The sequence below is a fragment of the Cellulomonas bogoriensis 69B4 = DSM 16987 genome (assembly GCF_000767165.1).
Lineage (GTDB): Bacteria > Actinomycetota > Actinomycetes > Actinomycetales > Cellulomonadaceae > Actinotalea > Actinotalea bogoriensis.
Window position 1 is genome coordinate 1 of sequence record NZ_AXCZ01000042.1, and the last position, 17,879, is coordinate 17,879.

Genomic DNA, 17,879 nt, shown 5'->3' on the forward strand with positions numbered 1-17,879 from the left:
ACCACCGGTCACGCGGCGCCGCTCATGCGGTCCCGGTCACGCCGTGCCCGTCACGCGGCCCCGGTGGTCATCCAGCGGTCGCCGCGGGCGCGCAGCCCGGTCGTCAGGGCGCGCGCCGCCATGAACACCCCGGCGAACGCGACCCAGGACCACACGAGCCCCCCGGTGCCGTCCGTGGCCCAGGCCCGGACGGCCAGTGCGGCGGGGACGTAGGCCGCGAGCGTGAGCATGCCCACCCAGGCCAGGTACGGGCCGTCCCCGGCACCGATGAGCACCCCGTCGAGGACGAAGACCCACCCGGCCATGGGCAGGGTGAGGGCCACGACGAGGAGCGTGAGGGTGGTGGCGTGCCGCACGGCGGCGTCGTCGGTGAACAGGACGGGCAGGGGAACCGCCAGGGCGGCGAGCGTGACACCGAGGACCACGCCGGTGCCGGTGCCCCACTGCAGGGTGCGGCGCAGCACCGCGCGGGTGGTGACGGGGTCGTTGGCGCCGAGGCTGCGACCGACGAGGGCCTGGGCGGCGATGGCGAGCGCGTCGAGGGTGAAGGCGGTGAGCCCCCACACGGCCACCACGACCTGGTGACCGGCGAGGGTCACGGTGCCCAGGCCGGCGGCGACCCACGCGGCCAGGAGGATCGCGGCACGCAGCGACACGGTGCGCACGAGCAGGGGCGCGCCGCTGCGCATCCCGCCGAGCACACCCAGGGCCCGGGGGAGCACGGACACCCCCGCGCGGCGCGCCCCGGGGGCCACGACGGCCAGGAGTGCGACGGCCATGAGCGTCTGGGCGACGGCGGTGCCGAGTCCGGACCCGGCGACGCCCATGCCCACGCCGTGCACCAGGACGACGGACAGGACGGCGTTGAGGACGGCACCCGCGGCCGCGACCACGAGGGGGGTGCGGGTGTCGAGCATGCCCCGCAGCACCCCGGTGGCGGCCAGGACCAGGAGCATGCCGGGCAGGCCGGGCGCGGACCAGCGCAGGTAGGTCACGGCGTGGGGTGCGGCCTGGGCGGGTGCGTCCAGGGTTGCGACCAGCCACGGGGCGGTCACCCACAGGGTGACGGCGAGCACTGTCCCCAGGGTGAGGCCCAACCACATGCCGTCGACGCCCAGGCGCAGGGCACGGGGCCGGTCGCCCGCGCCGAGGCACCGGGCGACGCTCGCGGTGGTGGTGTAGGCGAGGAACACGCATAGGCCGACGACGGTGGTCAGGACGGTCCCGGCGAGGGCCAGCCCGGCCAGGGGCCCGACACCGAGCCGGCCGACGACCGCGGAGTCCACCAGCACGAACAGGGGTTCTGCGACGAGGGCACCAAGGGCGGGGACGGCGAGCGCGAGGACCTGGCGGTCGAGGGGACGTCCGGCGGGCGAGCGCATCCGTCCACCTGGTGAACTCCTGGCCACGGATCTCCCGTCCACAAGCGGTGGGTGGTGTTCGGGCCGATCAGAGCGTCGGTCGGCGCCGGTGCACACGATATCCACAGCGTTGTCCCCGGCCTGTGCACAGTTGGTCGCGGGGTCGTCCACATCTTGTCCCCAGGTCTGTGCACAGATGCGCGCAGGTGCTATTTGGAGGTCTGCGGCTCGGGCCCTAGCCTCGCGAAGACGGACTCGACGGGGGTCGTCCACCAAGGGTGGGGAGCTCGTGTCAGCGGCGTGCGATAGGACGTCAGGTCAACACGTACGTGGCGCTGTGGAGGGTGATCGGTGAGCATCGACGAGCTCGAGCAGAGCCTGACGCCTCGACAGGGCAACGCAGGTTTCGACCGCACCCCACCGCAGGACGTGTCGGCGGAGCAGAGCGTCCTGGGCGGCATGATGCTGTCGAAGGACGCGATCGCCGACGTCGTCGAGCAGCTGAAGGGCACGGACTTCTACCGCCCTGCGCACGAGCTGGTCTACGACGCGGTCCTGGACCTGTACGGCCGGGGTGAGCCGGCGGACGCGGTGACGGTCGCGGCCGAGCTGACCAAGCGTGGTGAGCTGGGCCGGGTGGGCGGTGCGCCCTACCTGCACACGTTGATCTCGATGGTGCCGACCGCGGCGAACGCCGGGTACTACGCGCGCATCGTGCGGGAGCGGGCGGTGCTGCGCCGGTTGGTGGAGGCCGGTACCCGGATCGTCCAGCTGGGCTACGCGACGGACGGCGGTGACGTCGACGACATCGTGAACAACGCCCAGGCGGAGATCTACGCGGTCACCGAGCAGCGCACCAGCGAGGACTACCTGCCGCTGGCCGAGATCATCAACGGCACCATGGAGGAGATCGAGGCCGCGGGCAACCGTGGTGAGGGCATGGTGGGGGTGCCCACCGGTTTCACCGACCTGGACAAGCTGACGAACGGTCTGCACGCCGGGCAGATGGTGGTGCTGGCGGCTCGGCCGGCGATGGGCAAGTCGACCCTGGCCCTGGACGTGGCGCGCTCGGCGTCGATCAAGAACGGCATGACGTCGGTGATCTTCTCCCTGGAGATGAGCCGTAACGAGATCACCATGCGCATGCTCTCGGCGGAGGCGCGCGTCCCCCTGCAGAACATGCGCAAAGGGACCATGCGTGACGAGGACTGGCAGAAGCTCGCCGCGACCATGGGCAAGATCTCGGAGGCGCCGCTGTTCATCGACGACTCCCCGAACATGTCGTTGATGGAGATTCGGGCCAAGTGCCGGCGTCTGAAGCAGCGCCACGACCTGAAGCTGGTGGTGATCGACTACCTGCAGCTGATGACGTCGGGCAAGCGGGTGGAGTCCCGTCAGCAGGAGGTCAGCGAGTTCTCACGGGCACTGAAGCTCCTGGCCAAGGAGCTCGAGGTCCCGGTGATCGCGGTGTCGCAGCTGAACCGTGGCGCGGAGCAGCGCACCGACAAACGACCCCAGATGAGCGACCTTCGTGAATCGGGCTCGATCGAGCAAGATGCGGATATCGTTATTCTTCTCCATCGCGACGATGCCTACGAGAAGGAATCACCACGCGCCGGTGAGGCAGACGTCATCGTAGCCAAGCACCGTAATGGCCCCACCGACACGATCATCGTCGCCTTCCAGGGTCATTACGCGCGTTTCGTGGACATGGCACCGTCGGGCATGTGAACCGTCACCTTCCTTCACCTAAGCGGGACCGCGAGGAGGCAGTGATGGCCGGAGTTGGCAGCGCCCTGGTGCTGGGCGGGACGGAGTTCCTGGGCGTCCACCTGGTCGAAGGGCTCCTTGCTGCTGGGTGGGAGGTGACGCTGTTCAACCGGGGTCTCACCGGGCCCGACCTGTTCGCCTCGTCGGTGCGGCTGCGTGGTGACCGGGACGGTGACGTGTCCGCTCTCGCCGGCGGTGAGTGGGACGTGGTGTTCGACCTGTCGGCGTACCACCCCGACCAGGTCGTCCGCAGCGCCCGGTACCTGGTCGACCGGTGCCGGCACTACGTGCTGGTGTCGAGCGTGTCGGTGTACGCCCACCTCCCTGGCCCGGGCACCACGGAGGACGGGGTTCTCGCCCGGATCGAGGGGCCGGTCCCGCGGGAGGTCGACGGTGCGTCGTACGGCCCGTTGAAGGTCTTGTGCGAGGAGCGGGTCACGGAGCTGTTCCCGAGCCGGACGGTGGTCCGCCCGACGGTCGTGGTGGGACCGGGTGACCCGTCGGACCGGTTCACGTACTGGGTGCGGCGACTCGCCGAGGGTGGGGCGCACGTCGTCCCTCCGGACATGACGCGACCCGTCCAGCACATCGACGCCCGCGACCTGGCGGCGTGGATGGTGGGCCTGGGGGCCGGGCGCGTGAACGGTGTGTTCAACGCTGCCGCTGAGCCGGTGCCTTTCGGTGACCTCGCCCAGGTGATCGCCGACGTCGCGGGCGTGGACCTGCGACCCGTCCAGCTCACCGGGGAGCAGATGACCGTCGAGGGGGTGCGCCCGTGGGCGGACCTGCCCCTGTGGTTACCGCCCGAGGACGTCGACATGCGCGGCTTCTTCCAGGTCGACGCCTCGCGTGCGGTCCACGCCGGGCTGCGGGTACGGCCCTTGGCCGACACCGTGCGCGACACCCTCGAGTGGGCCCGCGGCCGGGACGACGACGAGCTCCGGACCGGTTTGAGTCGGGAACGCGACCAGGATCTCGCCGCACGCTACGCGCCTGGCTCCTAGGCCGCGCCGCTTCACTGCCTAGGCATCCGGCGGGCCGGGAGCAGGTGCTCGTCGTGGTCTCAGGTCAGGGTCGCGTTGCCGGGGACGACGGGTCGACACCTAGCCGGTCACCGGTTCCTTGCCGCGGCTGAGGCGAACCCGAGCCAGGTGTGGCGGTTGCGCCACCAGCACCACCCGACCTTGGGGGCGCCTCGGCGGTCGCTGCCGTCCCGGCCGGTCCCGTTGGAGATCCACAGGGCCGGGGTCCGGGCGTCGAAGGTCCCGTCGGGGCGTCGCAGCCGTGACCCGATGGTCATGAAGCACCGGTTGCGTTTGAGCGCCTCAGGGGCGTGCAGCACCCACTGGATCCCCTCGCTGAGGGTCAGTGGTGTGCGGCCCGCGCCGGTGATCACCGGCAGCGCCTCCTCGGGGGACCAGTTGGTCATCTCCTCACCCCTGGTCGGGTCGACCACCGCGTAGAGATCCGCGTCGGGCACGGGGGCGTCGAGGGTGGGTGTGAAGTCATCGACGTCGTCCATGTCGGCGACCACGAACCCGCTGCGCTCGACCCGCTGGCCGCGCACGGTCAACGCCCGGGTCATGTGCCCCGCGAGCACGGATGGCGCCACCACGCGCGGGTGCACGGCCAGCAACGACCCTGGGGGCGCCACGTCCTGGAGGGTGGTGGCCCTGGCCAGCAGCGCGGCGGGCTCCAGGCCGGGCGCCCTCACGCCCAGCTCGATGAGCCTGTCTGCCTGCACCGTCAGTGCGGGCAGCGGTGGGTGCGTGGGGGTGGTGCACACGTGAGGTCCTTCCGTCCGGCCATGACAGGCACGTCGACAACGGACTCCCTCCCCGTGTGGTTCCCACCCCCGGCCCCGCCCCGGGAGGCAGGGCGGGGCCGGGGGCGGGTCAGCCCCTCCTGCTCACTGGCGTGGTGCGGAGCCGGGGAACGGCGGGACGACGGGGGGCAACCTGTCCGGCACCCCGGGCTCGTCCGCGGCCTCCGGCCCCAGGCTGCGCGTGCTCATCTCGGGCTCGGAGGGCACCTCGGGGTCCCCCGGCTGCGGCAGGGGAGTGGTGAACGGCTGGACGTCCCCGGCACACACCGTCCCCTCGTCCGGTAGCTCGAGGTCGATCAGGTACGCGTCGATCGCGCCCGTCGCGCACGCCGACGTCCCGTACGCGGTGTGGCCCCAGTTGTCGCTGAGCAGGAGGCGGCTGCCCGGTTGCAGCGCGGCCAGCGCCTCGGCGCCCTCGCGGGGTGTCGCGGGGTCCCAGTCGTTGCCGACGACCAGCAGCGGGTTAGCCGGTTCTCTGGTGAACGGGCCGCTGTAGGCGCTGGAGTCGCGGGCGGTCCAGGTGCGCTCGGCGCACGATGCGGTGATCCAGGCCCACAGGGGCCCGAAGCGCGGTGCGCGCTCCTGCTCCGCGTCCGCCAGGCGTGGCCACATCTGGGTGTGCGGGGCGTGCCGACCATCGGTGCAGAGGACCGCCAGCTGCGCCTCGGTCCAGTTGTCGTAGGGGAAGTTCGACCCGCTGTCCGCCCCCGCACGGCCACCCGCATGCGCCTGCCGGCCGACGTCGCCCTGCAGGCGCTGGGCCTTGAGGGCCAGGCCCCGTCGGGCGGCGTCGAGGTCCACCTGCTCCGCTCCGGGGGTCTCGCCCGCTCGTTCCTGGAGCAGCAGGTACAGCCACGTCAGCTCGGCGTCGACCAACGCCCCGGCCTCCGGGGAGTACATCAGCTGCAGGAACACGGCCATGAAGAGCGAGTAGTCGACCTCCACCTCCAGGCCCAGCTCGGGCACCTCGATCAGCAGCGGTGACTCCTGCAGCAGGTCTGCGACCTGCTCGAAGATCGTGTGCGGGTCACCGAGACCGGCAAGGTTGCAGAACTGCGGCCCGGCGTCCGCGCACCGGGTGAGGATCTCGTCGAAGGTGCGCGCGGACGCCTCGCCGGAGCCCACCCGGGTGAACACCGGTGTGTGGGCGTCCCGGGTGCCCACCCAGGCGTGGGGGTCGACGACGCCGTCGACCGCCACGGCACGGACCCGCTCGGGGAACATGTTGGCGTAGACGGTCCCGAGGTAGCTGCCGTAGGAGAAGCCCAGGTAGCTCAGCTGGTCGTCACCGACCATCCGTCGCAGGACGTCCAGGTCCCGCGCGACCTGCGCGGTGGACATCGACGCCGAGAGCGGCTTGCCGTGGGTGGAGCACGCCCGGCCCAGGGCGGTGGCGGACGCGACGTGGGCGTCCTGCTCCGCTCGCGTGACCGGCAGACGAACCGCCAACCCGGACAAGGCCGCAGCCTGCTCACCTGCGTTACGGAAGCACCGGACGTTCGAGCTGTAGTTGGTGCCCCGCGGGTCGAACCCGATGACGTCGAACCGTTCCAGCACCTCCGGCCCCAGGAAGGTGGTCGCGACCGCGGCGGTCTCGACCCCGGACCCTCCGGGACCGCCCGGGTTCAGGAACAGGGTGCCGATCCGGTTCTCCTGGTCGGACGCCGGGATGCGCAGCAGGGCCACGGAGGTGGTCGCGGCACGCGGACGGTCGTAGTCCAGGGGCAGCTCGACGGTGGCGCACTCACCGACACCGAAGATGCTGCCGCAGTCCCACCAGTCGGGCCTCGGTGTGGGAGCCCGGTCGACCTTGCGGGCCTCTGCCGACGCGCGAGGGGGAGGCGGGCCTGGTCTGCGGTGCTCGGGCGCCGCGCCGACGGCGTCGGCGGTTGCGGGCCCCGACGCCCCCGGTTCGATCGTCCGGGGAACCGCGGACGCGGTGACGGTGCTGCTCACGAGCACGGCTGCGCTGAACGCGACCGTGAGCAGGCGGACAGGACGAGACGTGATCATCGAACCCCCTGTGAACCCGCGCCGGGCGGCCGTTCCCCCTGTGGCACGACTCGTCACCGGCGGCGGTGCCAGCCACCCTCCCAACCGTCGCGAAGCAAGGTCAACGTGGCGCTCCGGGCCGCGGGTGCGTCGGGCGGCGATGTCGCGGGCGGTGCACGGTGGGTGGTGAGGCGGTCGTGCAGCCCCACCACCCACCGCCCGTGTGCCGCGGGGGTCACGGCACGGGTCAGGTCAGCACGATCCTGTGGGCCGGCGCACAGTACCCGCTGATCCGGTCGAGGACGCCGCGGAGTGCCTCGGCGCCGTCGTCGTTGCCCTGGGAGTCGGCCTGGACCGCAGCGGCCTCCAGGTGCGCGACGATCTGCGGGGCGCTGGTCCCGGCCGCGTTCTGCGCACGGAGCGCCTCGATCAGCTCGCCCGGGTCGTCGCCGCCCGCGACTGCCGCGACCAACGCGTCCACGTGAGCGTGCACGGCTCGACCTCCCTCAAGGACAGCTCCTGGCGCGCAGTGCGGGACGGGCTCCGCGGACTGCTCCCAGTGCAGCTGCGTGCTCGCGATGTACTGACGGTACTGGTGCAAGGACATCGCCACGGCGGGGGAGATGACCGCATGCTCCGGCTGCTCCGGAAGGGGAGCAGCCACGACTCTGAGCTGGGCCGGTACCAGGACCGTGTCGTCGAGCTCCCACATGAGCAGGCCGTTGGCTCCGGTGCCGTTCCACGGGGCGCCCTTCGGCCGACGGTGGGTGGGGAGGTTGCACCCCGAACCCGTCGCGACCGAGACCCCCTGCGGGCTGCCATCGCCCGTGAGCGGGTTCACCCAGGGCACCTCGTTCTGCATGTAGGTCTCCACGTCCGAGGGTGCTGGAGGTGAGTTGACCCGGACGCCGAGAGCGTTCGCGTTGTTGTCCTGCGCCAAGGGGCCCGGCCCGGGTGCGGCTGGGCGCATCCCCCGGAAGACGACAGTCACGGCGGCCCCCTCAACCGTGCGCGTGGTTGTAGGCGACGAAGCAGTAGCTCGCGATGCCTGCTGGCTGGTTGTTCACGTCACGGGCCGAGGCGGTGACCATGTAGACGTCGACGATGAGCGCGTCGGGGAAGTTGTAGCGCTTGGAGAACGGTGTCCAGTCCAGCGCCTCCTCCTGGAACCGTTGCTGGAAGAGGCTTCCCAGGTTGTTGGCGAGCTCGATCGAGTCCGCGGGGTTGAGCGAGTCCTTGAAGACGGTCTGCAGGTACCGCTGGATGTCGGAGATCCCGTTCTTCTTCTCCCAGACGATGATGTCCTCGGCAGCGGCCACGGGCAGGTCACCGGTGGTCGGCTGTGAACGAAGACCCTGGTAGTAGTAGCCGTACTGAGCGGCGAAGTTGGACTCGCAGTACTGCCACGTATCGGTGGTGATGATGTCGCCGAAGTCCTCGTCGGCGACCGCGGGTCGCTTCTGGGGCAGGCGTTCCACCGCGTCACGCGTGGCCTCGCCGGCGAGGAGGTTCTCGGCTGCTGCCGCGAGTGCCTGGAGGGCGATCGGGGCGATGACCTTGACGACTTCCACAACTGTCTGTGCCATGACCATGTCCTTGTCAGAGTGCGGGTCGTGATCCCGCGTGGCGAATATGACTCGGCCATCGTCAGTGCTCCTTCGCGTCGACCTCATCCCCACAATTGGTGAACTGCGCCCGTGCCCGCTCGACCGCGTGGTGGTGGCCCACGCGCTCGGCGAGCGCGGTCGCCGCGGTCTGGGAGCTCACGCCCAGCTTGGTGCGTACCGCCTTGATCTGGCTGCGAACCGTGTGGATGGAGCGGCAGCTGCGTGCAGCGATCTCGGCGGCGGTGGCCCCTTCCATGAGTGCCTGGAGGGTCTCGGACTCCTGAGTCGTCAGCCGGTCCAGCGCGCGACACTCCTCGATGCGGGTGCGCAGCCGCCCACCGAGATCGGTGCCCGGCTGCGGTGCCCTCGGTGCGTCGCGCAGTGCCTCGTCGACAAGCCGGATCAGGAGCACGAACGGTGCGTCGCGGTTGAGCACGATCGACCCGCGGTCAGCGAGCGGTAGCAGGGCGTGGAGCGCACGGCTCGATGCGATGCACACCCGGGGGACGCCGCTCAACCGTCTGACGCTCTGGGTGACCTGGCCTGCGTCGTCCTCGATGAGCAGGACGACGGGCGTCCCCCACGGGTCGTGCGCCACGGGGGTCGCGGCACCGGAGCGTGCGGGAACCCAGCCGAGATCGGTGAGCGCGGCCGCGAGTGCGGCGCCCAGCGAGGCTGCAGGGGGCGCGACTATGCGCACGCCACCCCCCGGGCCCATGGAGGGATCTTGGTCGAGGGCGCCACGGCTGGTGTCGCGACCCGCCCACCGGCGGGTCGCCGCTCGTGCGGCTCACGTGCGCAAGCGGAACAGAGGTGACGTATCGCCCGAGGGAGCGGGTGCTTGTCGCCCTGCACGGTGCGTGCGATGGTGGAAGCAAGGCCCCGGCAGGGCCCCGGACGAGGGAGCCGTACCCGGAGTGCGACAAGACGGCCGTGGGAGGTCGTCGTGCACTGGTTCATCCTCGTGCTGTCCGGGGTGCTGGAGGCCGTGTGGGCCACGGCGCTCGGCAGGTCCCACGGGCTGACCCGGCTCGGCCCGACGGTCCTGTTCTTCGTGACGCTCGTGCTGAGCATGGCCGGGTTGGCGTACGCGATGCGGGAGCTGTCGGTCGGGACCGCGTACGTGGTGTGGGTGGGCATCGGCGCCTCCTTGACCGTCACCTACGCGATGGTCACTGGTACCGAGACGGTGTCCGTGCTCAAGCTGCTGCTCCTGGCGGGGATCGTGGGCTGCGTCATCGGCCTGAAGATGCTCCACGAGAGCTGAGTGCTCGAAGCGGCGCTCTCCTCGGACTCCCGCCCGCCATGCCGATCCCCGCACCACCCCCGATCGGCACCCGAACGACGTCCTGGCGCGTGTCCGGCCTCCGGAACCTGGGTGAACGCATCTCCTCGCGACTACGACCCGAGCCTGGCGCACTGGTACTGCTGGCGGTACCATCGCGGAGTGCCACCGGTAACCAAGATCGTCGTGGCGAGATGCATGCGGTTTTCAAGACGCCTTGGCCCGGCGACCCGCGGGTCAACATCCAGATCGACCACGGACGGGCCAAGCCCTACGAGGTCAGGCAGGTCCTCGCCGCGATCGACAAGAAGGAGGCACAGGCATGAGCACCACCGTCAACGTCGACATCACGCGGTATACGTATCGCGTGACCTGGTCCGCGGAGGACGAGGAGTACCTCGCCACCTGCCTGGAACTGCCCTCCCTCTCCTGGCTCGCCGAGAGCCAGGAGGACGCGCTCGCCGGCCTTCGCGAGCTCATCGCCGACACCGTCCAGGACATGCGCGACAACCACGAGCAGGTCCCCGAGCCCCTGTCCTCGCGGGCCTACTCCGGCAAGTTCAACCTCCGCATCGGAGAGCACCTGCACCGCAAGCTCGCGATGGAGGCCGCCGAGGAACACCTGAGCCTCAACCAGTACGTCGTGCGCCGCTTGACCAACGCCTCCTGACAGCGCGCCATCCCATGCCCATAACCGCGCTCCAGGGGCGTGTCAGTGACTGACCGTCGTTGAAGGGGCGGTGTGGCCGTGGGTAACTGGCCGGGAGGCCTCAGCGACGACGCGCCACTGTCCCACCGTGGCCCCCGCGGTCGACCAGGACCCACGCCGTCACCGCCACCAACGCGACCACGGCGGTCCTGCTCACGCACCCGAGTCTCATGACAGCACGATCCCACGCGATCGGCCGGGTTCAGCGCACCAGCACCCTGCCGCGGGCGCGTTCGGTGTCGCGCATCGTCGCCAACGACACACCGACCCCGTAGGTCAGGAACTCCCCGTGGGGGACCAGCCGCACCAGGACCAGTGCGCCGCGACCCTCGGCCCCGCTGGTGTCCAGCCCGCGGAGCAGGGCCGTGCGGACGTCGGCGGGTGCGTCCGTCGCCGGGACGACGTGCCCGGTGGCGCGGAACGTGATGGTCGCCGGCGGGATGGGTGCCACGTGCACCAGCAGACCGCCGCGGCGCACCGGGACGGTCACCGACACCTCCGGGCGGGCGTCCACGTGACGGACCTTCCAGTCCGACGACGACGCCGCGAACCACAGGGCCCCGTCACGGACGACGTGGACCACCCCGACTGGCGGCCCCACGGCACCGAGCCCGTCGCACGTGGGGTCCGCTCTGCGCCAGACTCGACGGCGACCACCCAGGATGAGCGGCCGCCACGTCCGGCCGAGGCGCCATCCCTCGCGCTGAGAGGAGACCTCGTGCACGACCACGAGCACGAGCCTGCGCCGACACCACCTGAGCCGGTCGGCCCGGCGCCTGCCGGTGGCGCACCCCGGCCACCGCGCCACCGTGTCGCGCCCCGTGCCCGCGCCTACTGGTTCCTGCGCCGCGCGACGGTGCTGGTCGTGGTCCTCGCCGCGACCCTGGTCCCGGCGGCACTGTGGGAGGGCGGACGCCCGTGGCTCGTCCGGGTCGCCGTGGCGCTCGCCGCACTGCTGGTCCCGGGCCTGGTCGTGGCGCCATGGCTGCGGTACCGCACCCACCGGTGGGAGGCCACCGGCACCGCCGTGTACTCCCGAACCGGGTGGATCGGCCGCCAGTGGCGGGTGGCCCCTCTGTCACGGGTGCAGACCGTCGAGGCCAAGCGGAACGTGCTGCACCGGGTGCTGGGCCTGGCCGCGGTCTCGGTGACCACCGGGTCCGCGTCCGGTGCGGTGGTGCTCGAGGGGCTGGACGCTCAGGTCGCCGAGGACCTCGTCCTGCACCTGACCGACGCCGTGGCCGCGACCCGCGGTGACGCCACATGACCGACCCCACCACCGACGCCACCGGCACCGACCCCACCGGCACCGATCCCACCGGCACCGACCGCCCCGACGTCGACCCCGCCGACGAGGCCGTCGCCGACGTCCCGTGGCGGCGCCTGTCGCCGTGGATCGTGCCCGCGGCGCTGCTGCGCATGCTCGTGCGGCTGATCCCCGCGGCGGCCGGGTGGTGGTTCTTCAACACCGACGACGACGTCGCCCGGTACACGGTCATCGCCCTGGCCGTCCTCGCCGTCCTCAACCCCTTCAACCAGGCCCTCAACTACCTCAAGGTCCGGTTCCGGGTGGTGGGGGAGGAGCTGCACCACACCACGGGGCTGCTGGTCCGGCGCAGCACCCGCGTGGCCCTGCACCGCATCCGCACCGTCGACCTCACCGCCCCCCTGACCAGCCGCGTGTTCGGGCTGGTCACGGTGCGGGTCGGGACCGGTGGCAACACGTTCACCGGTGAGGGCGCGGTCGTCCTCAACGGGATGCGTCGGGGCGAGGCGATGACGTTGCGTGCCGGGCTCCTCACCCACGCCGCCCCCGACGTCGCCGCAGCCACCGCCCCCGGCCTCGAGTCCCCGACCGGCCAGGTGGTCCAGGCGCTGCGGTGGCGGTGGATCGTGTTCCACATGGTCGGCGCGTCCCTGATCGCCGGCCCGCTGTCCGTGGTGGGCACCGTGTTCGGCCTGGTGTCCCTGGTGGGGCGGGGGGAGTGGCTCGGTGAGCAGATCGCCACCCTGGTGGACCTGGTGCCCTGGACCGCGTGGGCCGTGACGTCCGCGGTGCTCGTGGTGGGCGTGGGGCTGGCCACCGGTGCGGTCACGTTCACCGAGGCGTGGTGGCGCTACACCCTGGTGCGGGAACCGAGCGGCCGGTTCGTGGCCACCCGCGGGCTGCTCACCACCCGGGTGTTCACCGCCGACCACGACAGGTTGCGCGGGGTGACCGTCAAGCAACCCGTCCTCACCCGTGCCCTGCGCGGGGCCCGCATGTCACCGGTCATGACCGGGGTGAGCCTCCAGCAGATGATGGCCGACACCTCGACCATGCTGCCGACCACCACCCGGGACGTGGCCGTGCGGGTGGCGAACACCCTGCTGGGTGGGCCGGTGCTGGGCGAGGACGTCACCCCCGCCGACGGGCCCCTGCGCCCGCACCCGCCGCGGGCCCGTCACCGCGCCGTCGTGCGCTACCTCGTGGCGATCGCCGTCGTGGCCGCCCTGGTCGCAGCGGGTGCCCTGGGCGGGTGGTGGACCTGGTGGATCCTGGCCGTGCCCCTGGTCCTCGTGCCGGTGGGGGTCGGTGCCGGTGTGGGCTACTACCGGGCGCTGGGCCACCGCCTGGACGCCACCTACCTGTACCTGCGCCGTGGGTACTTCAACCGGCGCACCGACGTGCTGCAGGTGCGGGGCGTGAACGGCGCCCACGTCACCCAGAGCCTCGTCCAACGGGTGCTGGGCCTGGCGAACCTGACGGTCACCACCGCGGCCGGGGACCAGGCCTACGTCGGTGTCGACCTGGCCGTCGGGGACGCGACGACCCTCGCCGCGACGCTCACGGGCGAGCGCCTGCACCTGCCGGACGCCTGAACGGGCACCCCCGATCCCGTCACGAAGCCGCGCTGGGTGCCGATGGGACCGGTGACGTCGCCCCCAGGGAGGACCCGCGTGGACGGGATCGCCGCCATCCAGGCCCGTGTGGCCTCGATCCAGGGTGCCCTCACCACCCTCGCGCCACCCCCGGTGCACCTGACCCCACGGGTGGCGACCACCCCCGGTGGCCCCGGTGGGGGCACGACCCCGGCAGGCCAGCCGTCCACCGCCGACGTGTTCGCCGCCGCCCTCGCGGCCGAGGTCACCGGCACCGCCCCGACCGCACCCGTGGGCCCGGCCCTGCCGACCGTCCCCGGGTTCACCGCCGAGCAGATCGGCAACGCCCGGGCCATCGTCGACACCGGCAAGGCCATGGGCCTGTCCCTGCGGGACCAGGCCCTGGGCGTGATGACCGCGATGGGCGAGTCCTCGTTGCGTGTCCTGGACCACGGGGACAAGGCCGGTCCCGACAGCCGCGGCCTGTTCCAGCAGCGCGACAACGGCGCCTGGGGGACCCTGGCCGAACGCATGGACCCCGAGGCGTCCTCCCGCAGCTTCTTCACCGCCCTGACCAAGGTCGGCGCCCGGGACTCCATGACCCCGACCGCCGTCGCGCACGCCGTGCAGCGCAACGCCGACCCGAACCACTACGCCCGCTACTGGGACGACGCGGTGCGGGTCGTCACCGCCCTGACCGGGGCGTCGGCGGCGCAGGTGGCGGGCCGCTGACGCCGACCGGCACGATGGGCCGATGCTCACCCCCGAGGAGTACCTGCACGTCTGCGACATCGCCCTGGACGGCATGACCGCGATCGTCACGGAGCTGGGCGACGACCTCGCCTGCACCCACCCACCCCTGGACGGTGCGAACACCCCGTTCGCGATCCTCACCCACTGCCTGGGCGTCATGCACGCCTGGGCCGGGCACCGCGTCGCCGGGCGCCCCCTGCAACGGGACCGCGACGCGGAGTTCCGGGCCCAGGGCCCGGTCGCCGACCTGCTCGCCGCGACCGAGCAGGCGCGAGCCCAGCTGCACGCCGACGTCCACGCCTGCGACCCCCGCGCACCGCTCACCGCCACCACCGGGCACCGCCTCGAGGCCCACATCACCACCGCCGGCGCAGCCCTGCTCCACGTCCTGGAGGAGCTCACCCAGCACCACGGGCAGATGCAGGTCACCCGCGACCTGCTGGTCCAGGCCCCCGGCCGGCACCGGTGACCGTCCCCGGGTTCGACCTGGGCGCCCTGCGCCGCGCCCCGGACGTCGAGGCCCCCGAGCTCGTCGCGGTGGACGCCACCGACCGGCTGCTCCTGGACGAGGCCGCCGACCTCCTGGCCCGCACCCCGCCCGGCGGCCTGGTCGTGATCGGCGACCGGTACGGGGCCCTCACCCTGGGCGCGGTGGCCCTGCACGGCGCCACCGACGTCCGCACCCACCAGGACTTCCTGACCGGTGAGCTGGCGCTCGCGGCCAACGCCGAGCGCGCCGGGCTGGTCGGGTCGTGGACGTCGATGCCCCTGGGCCGTGAGCTGGTCGACGGGGCCCGCGTGGTCCTCATGCAGCTGCCGCGGTCGCTCGACGCCCTGGACGAGGTCGTGCAGGTGCTCGCCGAGCACGCCGACCCCGGTGTGGTGGTGCTGGCCGGCGGGCGGGTCAAGCACATGACCCGGGCGATGAACGACGTCCTGGCGTCCGGGTTCGGTCAGGTGCGGGCCCACCTGGCACGTCAGAAGTCCCGGGTGCTGGAGGCCCGCGACCCGCACCCGGTGGCAGGGGCGCGGACCTGGCCGGTGCGGGAGCACCACGAGGACGTGGGCCTGACGGTGTGCGCGCACGGCGCGGCGTTCGCGGGCAGTCGTGTGGACCTGGGCACCCGCCTGCTGCTCGAGCGGGTGCCGCACATGCCGTCCGCGGGGACCGCCCTGGACCTCGGGTGTGGCACCGGGGTGCTCGCCGTGGGGCTGGCCCGTGCCCGCCCCGGCCTACGGGTGCTGGCGTGCGACACCTCGAGCGCGGCGGTCGCCTCGGCGCTCGCGACCGTCGCGGCGAACGGCGTGGGCGACCAGGTCACCGTGCACCGCGACGACGCGGCCTCGCAGGTGCCGGACGCGTCCGTCGACCTGGTGGTGCTGAACCCGCCGTTCCACACCGAGGCGACCGTTCATGCCGGGGTCGCCCGCCGGTTGTTCGCCGACGCCGCCCGCGTGCTGCGCCCGGGTGGTGAGCTGTGGACGGTGTGGAACTCGCACCTGATGTACCGCAAGGACCTGGAGCGCCTGGTGGGGCCGACGCGTCAGGTGGACCGCACCCCCCGGTTCACGGTGACCGCGTCGGTGTCCCGTTGACCCCGATCCCGGACGCACCGAGGCCCACCTCCCTCACGGGGGGTGGGCCTCGGTGATCCTTCGTGCGTGACGTGGGTCAGCGCTGCTGCGCGGGGACCGCCTCCATCAGCAGCTCCCGGATCTCGGACTCGACGAAGCGCCGGTGCCCCCCGAGGGTGCGGACCGAGCGGATCTTGCCCGCGTTCGCCCACCGGGTCACGGTCTTGGGGTCGACGCGGAACATCGAGGCCACCTCACCAGGAGTGAGGAGGGTTGCGGTCATCGCAGGTGCAGAGTTCATGCTGTGTCCCGTCTCTCGGTAGCTGGGCCGCCCCCGCGAGGGCCCCTGGCTTTGCGTCCCCACCTTCCGGCGGGTTTGCCTTTGTCTGACGTGAGACGACCCGGCGTACCGGGCCATCGCCTCACTCTGTTCATCGGTGACAATACGGACATCTTGACCCAAAAATCTGTGATCTGCATCACAAATCGGTCAGACCGGGCATGTCGCCCTGGTCACACCATCGCCGACATGTCGCGGACACGCCACTCGAGGCGCACCATCGGGTGAACAGGTCGCCCCGGGGCTTCACCGCGCACGGTTCGTCCCGTATGGTCCCGATATGACCGTCCACCAGCCGCACGCCATCGCCCAGGTGCTGCTCGACGCCCTCACCGCCCTGGACCCGGCGGACCACGACGCGTCAGTCACAGCGGTGCCCCTGGCGCTCGCCCGCCTGGAGGACCTCACGGCCGGCGAGGAGGACCCTGCCGCCCCCGTCGCCTACGGCGCCATGACGCTCGCCAACGCGTGCGTCGCGCTCGTCGCGAGCCTCAAGGGTGTGGACCGCCTGGACGTCATCGCCGCGCTCCGTCCCCTGTTCGACCACCAGGACCAGGGCGCGGGCGGGAGCCGCGGCCATGCGGCCTGAGCGAGCCGCCCCGGAGCGTCTCGTCGGGCGACCCGCGATGTCGCCGTCACCCCTCGAGCAGGCGCTGGCCGACGTACTCGCCTGCCGACCAGCCCCCGGGCACCGCGAACACCGCCGATCCGACGGGGAAGGTCCACTCGTTCAGCAGGTCGGCTGCGTCCAGCCGTCTTTGAACCGGAGTGAACTGGGCATCGACATCGCGCTGGTAGGTCACGAACAGCAGGCCTGAGTCGGACGCCCTGCCCGGTGGTGGGGCCTCGTCGTAGTTGTATGCCCGGCGCAGGAACGTCTCCTCCCGTTGCGTTGGCCGGGCCCGTCGGATGTGAGCCTCGAGGTCGATGACCGGACGGCCGTGGTCGTCGAGGGCCTCGAGGTCCGGCTCGTCGTGCTCGGCCCGACCGGTCAGGGGTGCCCCGGTGCGCAGGGTCCTCCCGATCGTCGCCTCCCGCGCCCCACGGCTGAGCTCGTCCCAGGTGTCGAGGTTCATCGCGATCCGGCGCACGACCATCGACGTCCCCCCGGTGAGCCATCCGGGTTCGCCGTCACGGTGCCACAGCAGGTCCGGGTCGGTGCGTGGGTCCAGGTTGGCCGTGCCCTCGACCTGACCCATGAGGTTGCGCATGCTCGTGCCGTCCGGCTCGCTGATTCCCGGGGACCGGCGGAAGCCGCGCTGCACCCAGCGGACCGACGCGAGCCCCTGCGCCTCTTTGGTCAGGACACGCACCGCGTGGGCGAGGGTCGTACGGTCGTCCGCGCAGACCTGGAGCACGACGTCCCCGTCACACCATGCGGGGTCAAGGCGGTCGATCCCGAACGGTGGCAACGGGTGCAGCCATGCCGGTGCACGGTGCCGCAGGCCGGCGGCGGTGAGCAGACCCGGCCCGAACCCGACGGTCACGGTCAGTGCGGCCGGGACCAGGGCGAGCTCCGGCTCGGAGTCTGCGAGCCCGGGGCGACCGGTCGTCAGGCGCTCGATGTCGACGGTCCACACGCGCAGCAGCCGCTCCACGGAGGCCCGATCCGAGGTGGACGCCAGGTCCAGGGCGACCAAGGCGATGAACGAGGGCGGAGGCGTCACGATGCCGGCCTGGTGCTCACCATGGCACGGGACGACGACGTCCCCGGGGCCGGCTGCCCGCGCCGGTTGCGGGGCTTCCGGGGCGCGGGAACCCCACCGGGCACCCGCGCCCGCGCCCACGACCCCGCCACCG

20 protein-coding genes and 2 riboswitches are annotated in these 17,879 nt (G+C 72.1%); of the genes, 11 read left to right on the top strand and 9 right to left on the bottom strand.

Annotated features, from left to right (window positions below; genetic code table 11):
* Positions 1–50: 50 nt before the first annotated feature.
* A complete protein-coding gene (locus tag N869_RS05915) occupies positions 51–1,382 on the bottom strand; it encodes an MATE family efflux transporter (RefSeq protein ID WP_035059171.1) in 1,332 nt (443 codons plus the stop codon).
* 330 nt (positions 1,383–1,712) lie between these two features.
* Here N869_RS05915 and dnaB point away from each other — a divergent pair, with 330 nt between their 5' ends.
* Both dnaB and N869_RS05925 read left to right on the top strand, forming a co-directional pair.
* On the top strand, positions 1,713–3,092 hold the full coding sequence (dnaB, locus tag N869_RS05920; RefSeq protein ID WP_035059174.1) for a replicative DNA helicase: 1,380 nt from the start codon (positions 1,713–1,715) through the stop codon (positions 3,090–3,092).
* A gap of 44 nt (positions 3,093–3,136) precedes the next feature.
* The gene (locus N869_RS05925; RefSeq protein ID WP_035059177.1) at positions 3,137–4,135 is read left to right on the top strand and encodes an NAD-dependent epimerase/dehydratase family protein; all 999 of its coding nucleotides are present in this window, start codon (positions 3,137–3,139) and stop codon (positions 4,133–4,135) included.
* Between the two features lie 107 nt (positions 4,136–4,242).
* Here N869_RS05925 and N869_RS05930 read toward each other — a convergent pair whose 3' ends face one another.
* The 5 genes from N869_RS05930 to N869_RS05950 form a co-directional block, all read right to left on the bottom strand.
* The gene (locus tag N869_RS05930) at positions 4,243–4,917 is read right to left on the bottom strand and encodes a DUF5701 family protein (protein WP_035059180.1); all 675 of its coding nucleotides are present in this window, start codon (positions 4,915–4,917) and stop codon (positions 4,243–4,245) included.
* 123 nt (positions 4,918–5,040) lie between these two features.
* Positions 5,041–6,969 (bottom strand): alpha/beta hydrolase, encoded by a 1,929-nt coding sequence (locus N869_RS05935; RefSeq protein ID WP_052105132.1) that lies wholly within the window; start codon positions 6,967–6,969, stop codon positions 5,041–5,043.
* A 226-nt stretch (positions 6,970–7,195) separates the two neighbouring features.
* A complete protein-coding gene (locus N869_RS05940; protein ID WP_156968380.1) occupies positions 7,196–7,939 on the bottom strand; it encodes a Tse2 family ADP-ribosyltransferase toxin in 744 nt (247 codons plus the stop codon).
* Between the two features lie 10 nt (positions 7,940–7,949).
* Complete coding sequence (locus N869_RS05945) at positions 7,950–8,534, bottom strand: hypothetical protein (protein WP_156968381.1); 585 nt, start codon at positions 8,532–8,534, stop codon at positions 7,950–7,952.
* Positions 8,535–8,595: 61 nt separating this feature from the next.
* The gene (locus N869_RS05950) at positions 8,596–9,255 is read right to left on the bottom strand and encodes a helix-turn-helix transcriptional regulator (protein ID WP_156968382.1); all 660 of its coding nucleotides are present in this window, start codon (positions 9,253–9,255) and stop codon (positions 8,596–8,598) included.
* A 173-nt stretch (positions 9,256–9,428) separates the two neighbouring features.
* A riboswitch (guanidine-III (ykkC-III) riboswitch) is annotated at positions 9,429–9,491 on the top strand.
* Positions 9,492–9,501: 10 nt separating this feature from the next.
* Here N869_RS05950 and N869_RS05955 point away from each other — a divergent pair.
* The 3 genes from N869_RS05955 (at position 9,502) to N869_RS05965 (ending at position 10,510) form a co-directional block, all read left to right on the top strand.
* A complete protein-coding gene (locus N869_RS05955; protein WP_035059191.1) occupies positions 9,502–9,822 on the top strand; it encodes a DMT family transporter in 321 nt (106 codons plus the stop codon).
* Positions 9,823–10,034: 212 nt separating this feature from the next.
* Positions 10,035–10,166: a hypothetical protein gene (locus tag N869_RS18735; RefSeq protein ID WP_269545864.1), complete on the top strand. Its 132-nt coding sequence runs from the start codon at positions 10,035–10,037 to the stop codon at positions 10,164–10,166.
* A complete protein-coding gene (locus N869_RS05965; protein ID WP_035059194.1) occupies positions 10,163–10,510 on the top strand; it encodes a type II toxin-antitoxin system HicB family antitoxin in 348 nt (115 codons plus the stop codon). Before N869_RS18735 ends, N869_RS05965 begins: the two co-directional genes overlap by 4 nt.
* Before the next feature lie 241 nt (positions 10,511–10,751).
* Here the strand turns inward: N869_RS05965 and N869_RS05970 are convergent, their stop codons facing one another.
* Complete coding sequence (locus N869_RS05970; protein ID WP_156968384.1) at positions 10,752–11,150, bottom strand: hypothetical protein; 399 nt, start codon at positions 11,148–11,150, stop codon at positions 10,752–10,754.
* Between the two features lie 117 nt (positions 11,151–11,267).
* Here N869_RS05970 and N869_RS05975 point away from each other — a divergent pair, with 117 nt between their 5' ends.
* From N869_RS05975 to N869_RS05995, 5 genes are all read left to right on the top strand, one after another.
* Entirely contained in the window at positions 11,268–11,816 is a 549-nt protein-coding gene (locus N869_RS05975; protein WP_084136516.1) for a PH domain-containing protein, read from the top strand.
* Positions 11,813–13,411 (top strand): PH domain-containing protein, encoded by a 1,599-nt coding sequence (locus N869_RS05980; protein ID WP_052105133.1) that lies wholly within the window; start codon positions 11,813–11,815, stop codon positions 13,409–13,411. The genes N869_RS05975 and N869_RS05980 overlap by 4 nt, the downstream gene beginning before the upstream one ends.
* Before the next feature lie 78 nt (positions 13,412–13,489).
* Positions 13,490–14,143 carry a hypothetical protein gene (locus N869_RS16450; protein WP_052105134.1) on the top strand — a complete coding sequence of 218 codons (654 nt, stop codon included), beginning with the start codon at positions 13,490–13,492 and terminating at the stop codon, positions 14,141–14,143.
* A 22-nt stretch (positions 14,144–14,165) separates the two neighbouring features.
* Positions 14,166–14,633, top strand: coding sequence for a DinB family protein (locus N869_RS05990; RefSeq protein ID WP_035059201.1), 468 nt, complete (start codon positions 14,166–14,168; stop codon positions 14,631–14,633).
* A complete protein-coding gene (locus N869_RS05995; protein WP_035059205.1) occupies positions 14,630–15,760 on the top strand; it encodes a class I SAM-dependent methyltransferase in 1,131 nt (376 codons plus the stop codon). The genes N869_RS05990 and N869_RS05995 overlap by 4 nt, the downstream gene beginning before the upstream one ends.
* 76 nt (positions 15,761–15,836) lie before the next feature.
* On the opposite strand, the gene N869_RS06000 is transcribed toward N869_RS05995, so the two are convergent.
* A complete protein-coding gene (locus N869_RS06000) occupies positions 15,837–16,040 on the bottom strand; it encodes a BldC family transcriptional regulator (protein ID WP_035059208.1) in 204 nt (67 codons plus the stop codon).
* A gap of 14 nt (positions 16,041–16,054) precedes the next feature.
* Positions 16,055–16,130: riboswitch (cyclic di-GMP riboswitch) on the bottom strand.
* 229 nt (positions 16,131–16,359) lie between these two features.
* On the opposite strand from N869_RS06000, the gene N869_RS06005 reads away from it, so the two are divergent.
* Positions 16,360–16,668 carry a hypothetical protein gene (locus N869_RS06005; RefSeq protein ID WP_035059211.1) on the top strand — a complete coding sequence of 103 codons (309 nt, stop codon included), beginning with the start codon at positions 16,360–16,362 and terminating at the stop codon, positions 16,666–16,668.
* Positions 16,669–16,714: 46 nt separating this feature from the next.
* Here the strand turns inward: N869_RS06005 and N869_RS06010 are convergent, their stop codons facing one another.
* Positions 16,715–17,746 carry a Dyp-type peroxidase gene (locus N869_RS06010; protein ID WP_232229625.1) on the bottom strand — a complete coding sequence of 344 codons (1,032 nt, stop codon included), beginning with the start codon at positions 17,744–17,746 and terminating at the stop codon, positions 16,715–16,717.
* Between the last annotated feature and the right edge of the window lie 133 nt (positions 17,747–17,879).